The sequence below is a fragment of the Novosphingobium sp. genome (assembly GCF_025351285.1).
Taxonomy (GTDB): domain Bacteria; phylum Pseudomonadota; class Alphaproteobacteria; order Sphingomonadales; family Sphingomonadaceae; genus Novosphingobium.
Genome location: NZ_JANXWG010000141.1, coordinates 1 through 6,504, shown reverse-complemented (window position 1 = coordinate 6,504; position 6,504 = coordinate 1). Strand labels below are relative to the sequence as shown.

The following is a 6,504-nucleotide window of genomic DNA, read 5'->3' as shown; positions in this document are numbered from 1 at the left end:
CAAGATCAGCGACCAGGCCGCGATCGAGGCCGCCGGGCACGATCGCAAGGCGCTGGCGTCGCGGCTGGTGCTGGCTTTCCTGACGCAAGCCATCAGCCACGGCTATTTCCACGCCGACATGCACCAAGGCAACCTGTTCGTCGAACCCGACGGCACCATCGCCGCGATCGACTTCGGCATCATGGGCCGGATCGACCGCCGCGCGCGCGTCTGGCTGGCCGAAATCCTCTACGGGCTGACCACCGGCAATTACCGCCGCGTGGCGGAAATCCACTTCGAGGCGCAATACGTGCCCAGCTACCATTCGGTCGAGGAATTCGCGACCGCCCTGCGCGCGGTGGGTGAACCGATGCGCGGGCGCCCCGTCAGCGAATTGTCGGTCGGCCAGATGCTCGACGGGCTGTTCGCGATCACCCGCGATTTCGATATGCAGACCCAGCCGCACCTGCTGCTGCTGCAGAAGACAATGGTGATGGTTGAAGGCATCGCGCAAAGCCTCGATCCCGAAATCAACATGTGGGACACTGCCGCACCCTTCGTGCGCGACTGGATCAGGGGTGAACTGGGCCCCGAAGCCGCGATTGCCGAACGCGTCCGCGAGGATCTCGATACGCTGTCGCGCGTCCCCGCGCTGATCCGCCGGGTGGAGGAGATGTTCCCACCCAAGGGCGGCGCGCCCGAAGCGCCGCCGCTACCGCACATCGACCTGATGTGGGACCGCAAGCGCGATAGAACGGGCTCGGGCACCCCCACGTTCAACCTGCTGCTTGCCGCCGCTATGGGAATCGCGGGGACCATCGCCACGCACCTGCTCGGCTGGTGGTGAGCGACGCAGCGCCCGCGACTGCGCCGATTGCCGGCCTGCGCCTGCCGCACCGCCATTTCAACGCGCTCGATTTCTCACGGCTTTTGGCGGCGGTGGCGGTGCTGTTCTGGCATTACCAGCACTTTTACGTGGCGCCTGGCTGGGACCATTTCCACGTAAACCGCGCCCGCGAACCGCTCTATCCGTGGCTGGCGTTCGTCTTCGATCACGGCGCCGATGCGGTCCAGTACTTCTGGGCGGTTTCGGGCTTCGTGTTCGCGCATGTCTATCTCGCGGACCCAGGTACACGCGGCCGCTTCTGGCTGGCGCGCGTGGCGCGGCTGTGGCCGCTGCATCTCCTCACATTGGGGCTGGTCGCCGCAATGCAGGCCGTGGCGCTGGCACGTTGGGGCGATTTCTACATCTATGAATGGAACGACGCGCGGCACTTCGCGCTAAGCCTGTTCCTGGCGCAATACTGGGGTTTCCAGGCCAACCAGTCGTTCAACGGCCCATCATGGTCGCTGTCGACGGAGATCGTGGCCTATGCCGCGTTCTGGTTGCTGCTACCCGCACTGCGCCGGGCCGCGCTCGTCGTTGCGCTGGCGGTGGCGGCACTGACCGGCGCGATGGTGCTGGGCAAAGCGCCCGACGCGGACGTGCTGACGTGCGTGTTCTATTTCTTCGCCGGGTTGGCATTTTACGTTGCGATGCTGCGCGGGTTCGTGGTCCCGCGTGCGCTGATCCCGCTTGCGCTGGTGCTGATCGTGATCGCCGTCGCGATCAATATGGCCGGAGGCGCCGCGGTCTACATTCGCCTGGCCGCAATCTTCGCGCTGCTGTCGCTGGCCGTGGGCATTGACCATCTCGATCCGTCCGGACGGCTGCGCTTCGGCAAGACGCTGGGCGATGCCTCCTACGGCATCTACTTGTGGCACTTTCCGATCCAGCTTGCGCTGGTGCTGCTGCTTCCCAACATCCGCGCCATGGCCCACCAGCCTAGCTTCCTGGTGTTTTTCATCGGTGCCGCGTGCCTGGCCGGCCTGGCCTCGCACCGGTGGATCGAACGGCCGGCGCAACGTTGGGTCATGCGGTGGGGCGGGAGGTTCGTCCGCACGCCCGCAAAAGTCGCTGGCACGGGATAAGATTTACCCGGTGATTTCTTCGATCGGGTGATGCGGCAGCAAGCGCCAGGCGATCCCCAGCAGCACGACATGAAACCCCTCCACCGCCATCGGCACGGCGAATCCCGGGTACGTGCCGTCGATCGCCAGGCTCAGAGCGCGGACGGTCAGCGCGGTGCCGAACAGCAGCGCGGGGATCAGCAGCAGATCGGCGTTTCGATGCCAGGCGCCGGTCATCATGCAGACCGCGGCCACGCCGAAAAACGCCGTGAAATCAGCGCGCAGCACCGCCAGGCCTTGCGTACCCACAGGAGCAAGTCCGAACTGCGATCCGGCATAGACCGGATTGGTCAGGAAACTGATCGCCAAGTAGAGATCGAACATCCCCGCCAGGAAGATCACCGCAGTCAGGATCAAGCGCATCGCGATTCCTTTGCAAGAAAGCCCGGCCTTTCAGCCTCATGACTTGAACGCACATCCAAGGCATATGGCCTGATCGGCCACGCCATCCACGACTTGCTAACCATTCTGCGGCATTGCACAAGCGCACAACCATGAACAACAAGCGCATCCTGCTCATCGTCGGTGGTGGCATTGCCGCCTACAAGGCGTGCGAACTGATCCGGCTGCTCCGCGGCGCGGGGGCCACGGTAACGTGCGTGTTGACCGAGGGCGGCGCGAAGTTCATCACCGCGCTGACCTTGGCCGCGCTGTCCGAGAACCAGGTCCACACCACGCTGTGGGATCTCAAGAACGAAGTAGAGATGGGGCACATCCGCCTCAGCCGCGAGGCCGACCTTGTGGTGGTGTGTCCGGCCAGCGCTGATCTGCTCGCCAAGATGGCCGGCGGAATGGCCGACGATCTCGCCACCACGCTGCTGCTCGCCACCGACAAGCCGGTGGTGGCGGTGCCCGCGATGAACGTGCGGATGTGGGAGCACCCCGCAACTCGCCGCAACGTGAGCTGGCTTGCCGACAACGGCGTGATCGTGATGGAGCCCGACGAAGGCCCGATGGCCTGCGGTGAATACGGACCGGGCCGCCTGCCCGAACCGCCCGCGATCCTGGGCCTGATCCGCGCGGTGCTGGGCGGCGCCACGGCGGAAGAAGACGATGACGATGATCTTCCGCAGCTTCCCGGGCTCGAAGCCATCAGCTCTATGGCACAGACTGACGAAGATGCCGGTGCAAACGGCAATTCGAGCGGATTCGTTGCCGAAGGCTTCGGCCTCGGTGGTCTTTCGGGCTCCTTGATCAAGCGCAAGCCGCCCGCAGAAGAGGGATCGGAGGGCACCGTAGCTGACCCGAACCCCCCGTTCCTGCCCGACGAAGTGCCCATTCCCGGAACCGCGGCGGCAATGCCGATGCTCGCCGGCGGCTTGGTGCTGGCGCGCAAGGGCGCCGCTCGCTCTGCGCCGCCGACCGATCCCGATGCAATCAACCACACCGTCTCTTCGAGCGCGCTACCGCCAGAAATGCTTGCCGAAATGCTCGGCGAAGCGGCGAACGATCCTTACGCAGCCGAGCCGTGGCCGACCACGCCTGGCCCGCTCACCGGCCGCCACGTGCTGGTCACCGCCGGCCCGACGCACGAGGCAATCGATCCGGTGCGCTATCTTGCCAACCGCTCGTCGGGCAAGCAGGGCTATGCGATTGCCGCTGCCGCCGCGCGGGCCGGTGCGAAAGTCACGCTCGTTTCGGGACCGGTAGCACTCGCCACTCCGCGCGGGGTCGAGCGGATCGACACCGAATCCGCGCGCGACATGGCCGCCGCAGTCAAGGATCACTTGCCCGCCGATGTCGCGATCATGGTCGCCGCGGTGGCTGACTGGCGCACCGTTTCGGTTGCGGGCAAAAAGATGAAGAAGCGCGGCAGCGCCCCTCCCGCGCTCATGCTGACCGAAAATCCAGACATACTTGCCACCGTAGCGGGCAGCCCCGATCGGCCGCTGCTGCTGGTCGGCTTTGCCGCCGAGACCGACGACGTGCTCGCCAACGCCACCGAAAAACGCCGCCGCAAGGGCGCCGACTGGATCATCGCCAACGACGTTTCGGGCGCACCGGGCAAGAGCGTGATGGGCGGCGATGCCAACGTCGTCCACATCGTTAGCGAAACCGGCGTCGAAAGCCTGCCCGAAATGGCCAAGCACCTCGTTGCCGAAGCGATCGTAGCGCGGATCGCCACCGCGCTCGGGCCGCCGCCGGCGCCGGTGGTCGATGACTTCGAACCTGCGATAGAGCCAGTTGGGGAAAATTCCGAAAATACCCCCGGAACCCCCGCCGAAGCACAACAATCATGAGGCCATCGGCATGACCGTCCCGGTCCTGGTTCGCCGCCTGCCCGGCAATGACGACCTGCCCCTGCCCGCTTACGCCACCGATGGCGCGGCGGGTATGGACGTGATCGCGGCCGAGCACGTCACGCTGGCACCGGGCGCGCGGCACGCGGTAACCACAGGGCTGGCGATGGCGATCCCGCCCGGCTTTGAAATCCAGGTCCGCCCGCGTTCGGGTCTCGCGCTCAAGCACGGGATCAGCGTGCCCAACACCCCCGGCACGATCGATTCGGACTATCGCGGCGAATTGAAGGTGATCCTGATCAACCTGGGCGACGCCCCGTTCGAAGTCCGCCGCGGCGATCGCATCGCGCAACTGGTGCTGGCGCCGGTGGTGCAGGCGGCCTGGCTCGAGGTCGAACATCTCGATGAAACCGCCCGCGGCGCGGGCGGTTTCGGATCGACTGGCCCAAGTTCCGGGGGCGGCGTTGTTGCGCCAGGAAACTAGCGCACCACCGCCTTCTTCTTTTCGGGCGCGATCGAAATGTGCACGGTCTGACCCGAATTTCCGGGGAAGCCGGTAAACATGGCTTCGACCAGGTTGGGCACCAGATACGTCAGGTTGCCCGAAGTCGAAGCGGCCTGCGCCTTGCCTTCGAACAGTCGCTGACCATCCTTCCGATCGATTCGCAGATCGATCTTGCTCTGAAACACACGCACCACGTCGATGCCGCTGTCGTAGAAAAACGGATCGTACCAGCCGTAGCCCCAGCCGCCGCCGCGATAGAACCCGCTGCCCCCGAAGCCGCCACCACCAAAACCACCATAATACCCACCGTAGCGGCCGCGGCCGAAACCGCCCCCAAATCCGTTGCCGAAGCCGCCGCCGTACCACGGGCTCCAGAACGGATCGTACGCCGGGCCGACGTTGCGCACCCGGTCATGCCCCTGGTCGACCGAATAGCCGAAGTGGACGATCAGATCGGCATTGGCCGGGCTTGCCGCCTGGACATAACCCAACTGGGCCAGGTGCCCGGACACGTTGCCGGCATATTGTGCGAATTCGAGCCCGCCCTGATCGCGCGGATCTTCGGGCACCACCGCGAAGGTTTGCCCCTGAGGCGTGGGCAAGGCCGCCGAGAAGCGCGAAACCTTGGCATCGAACGTCTCGGCACAGCCCGACACTGCGAGCGCAAGCGGCACCACAGCGAGGGCCAGCTTGCCGAAGTTGAAAGACAGTTTCATGTGCGCGATCTCCAGTGCAGTCGGGCTGCCCGGATCCAGGAATGCGGTCCGGGCGCGCGACCTGCATATCATGCCTGTGCTTACACCCAAATTGCTGAACCGCCATTGAATGCACCGATCGGCCTGAACGTAACCCGATCAGCGGGTTGGGCGCGTATCGGCGATGGCCACACGTTCGCTTCAACGCGCGTCAATTTACTATTGCGTCTCGTTCGCAATAAGCTATTGAGTATTCCAGTCAGTGGAGATTCGCATGATCGTCTGCAGTTGCAATTTCATCCGTGAACAACAGATTCGCGATGCAGCGCGTGATGGCATCGTTGCGGTTGAGGACATTTACGAACACCTCGGCTGCCAACCCAACTGCTGCCAGTGTTTTCCCTTTGCCGAACAGATCATCCGCGAAGAGACTCGCCTGGCCGCCTGACGGCGCCACCTGATATTGCCCCCGGATTATGCGGCGATACCCTCCGCATGGGCTGGTTATCGCTCGCCAGCTTGCTATCCTGCTCGGCGTCACTGCGGAGATTGCGGATCATGAAGGGCGACCCCAAAGTCATCGGCCTGTTGAACGAGGCGCTCAAGAACGAGCTGACCGCGATCAACCAGTATTTCCTCCATTTCCGCATGCTCAAGCACTGGGGCGTCGACCGCCTGGCGCAATACGAATACGGCGAATCGATCGACGAGATGAAGCACGCCGACAAGCTGGCTGACCGGATCTTCTTCCTCGACGGGCTGCCCAATTTCCAGGATCTCGGCCGGCTGCGCATCGGCGAAAGCGTCGAAGAAATCCTCAAGGCCGATCTCGCGCTCGAAATGGATGCCTTGCCCCAGTTGAAGGGCGCGATCGCCTATTGCGAGGAAGTCCGCGACTACGTCAGCCGCGACCTGTTCGCCGAAATCCTCGAAAGCGAGGAAGAACACGTCGACACCATCGAGCGCCAGTTCGACATGATCGAGCGCATGGGCTTGCAGAACTACATCCAGTTGCAATCGCAGGACAAATCCGAATCTTGAAGGCCTAACCCCGCACCAGCCCCAGCGCGCGATA

Annotated in this window: 8 protein-coding genes; 6 read left to right on the top strand and 2 right to left on the bottom strand. The window is 64.3% G+C overall.

Annotated features, from left to right (window positions below):
* Positions 1-826: AarF/UbiB family protein (locus Q0R16_RS17205; RefSeq protein WP_295639024.1), on the top strand; the 826-nt coding region annotated here is incomplete at its 5' end.
* Positions 823-1,950: an acyltransferase gene (locus Q0R16_RS17200; protein ID WP_295639019.1), complete on the top strand. Its 1,128-nt coding sequence runs from the start codon at positions 823-825 to the stop codon at positions 1,948-1,950. The genes Q0R16_RS17205 and Q0R16_RS17200, both read left to right, overlap by 4 nt.
* 3 nt (positions 1,951-1,953) lie before the next feature.
* On the opposite strand, the gene Q0R16_RS17195 is transcribed toward Q0R16_RS17200, so the two are convergent.
* Positions 1,954-2,352 carry a hypothetical protein gene (locus tag Q0R16_RS17195; protein ID WP_295639016.1) on the bottom strand — a complete coding sequence of 133 codons (399 nt, stop codon included), beginning with the start codon at positions 2,350-2,352 and terminating at the stop codon, positions 1,954-1,956.
* 131 nt (positions 2,353-2,483) lie between these two features.
* Here Q0R16_RS17195 and Q0R16_RS17190 point away from each other — a divergent pair, with 131 nt between their 5' ends.
* Positions 2,484-4,229: a bifunctional phosphopantothenoylcysteine decarboxylase/phosphopantothenate synthase gene (locus Q0R16_RS17190; RefSeq protein WP_295639013.1), complete on the top strand. Its 1,746-nt coding sequence runs from the start codon at positions 2,484-2,486 to the stop codon at positions 4,227-4,229.
* 10 nt (positions 4,230-4,239) lie between these two features.
* Complete coding sequence (dut, locus tag Q0R16_RS17185; protein ID WP_295639010.1) at positions 4,240-4,713, top strand: dUTP diphosphatase; 474 nt, start codon at positions 4,240-4,242, stop codon at positions 4,711-4,713.
* Here the strand turns inward: dut and Q0R16_RS17180 are convergent.
* Complete coding sequence (locus Q0R16_RS17180) at positions 4,710-5,450, bottom strand: DUF4136 domain-containing protein (protein ID WP_295639008.1); 741 nt, start codon at positions 5,448-5,450, stop codon at positions 4,710-4,712. The two genes, dut and Q0R16_RS17180, sit on opposite strands and share 4 nt — an antisense overlap.
* 253 nt (positions 5,451-5,703) lie before the next feature.
* Here Q0R16_RS17180 and Q0R16_RS17175 point away from each other — a divergent pair, with 253 nt between their 5' ends.
* Positions 5,704-5,877, top strand: coding sequence for a (2Fe-2S)-binding protein (locus tag Q0R16_RS17175; protein WP_295639005.1), 174 nt, complete (start codon positions 5,704-5,706; stop codon positions 5,875-5,877).
* A gap of 110 nt (positions 5,878-5,987) precedes the next feature.
* Positions 5,988-6,470, top strand: a complete 483-nt coding sequence (bfr, locus tag Q0R16_RS17170) for a bacterioferritin (RefSeq protein ID WP_295639002.1) — start codon at positions 5,988-5,990, stop codon at positions 6,468-6,470.
* The last annotated feature ends 34 nt before the right edge of the window (positions 6,471-6,504 follow it).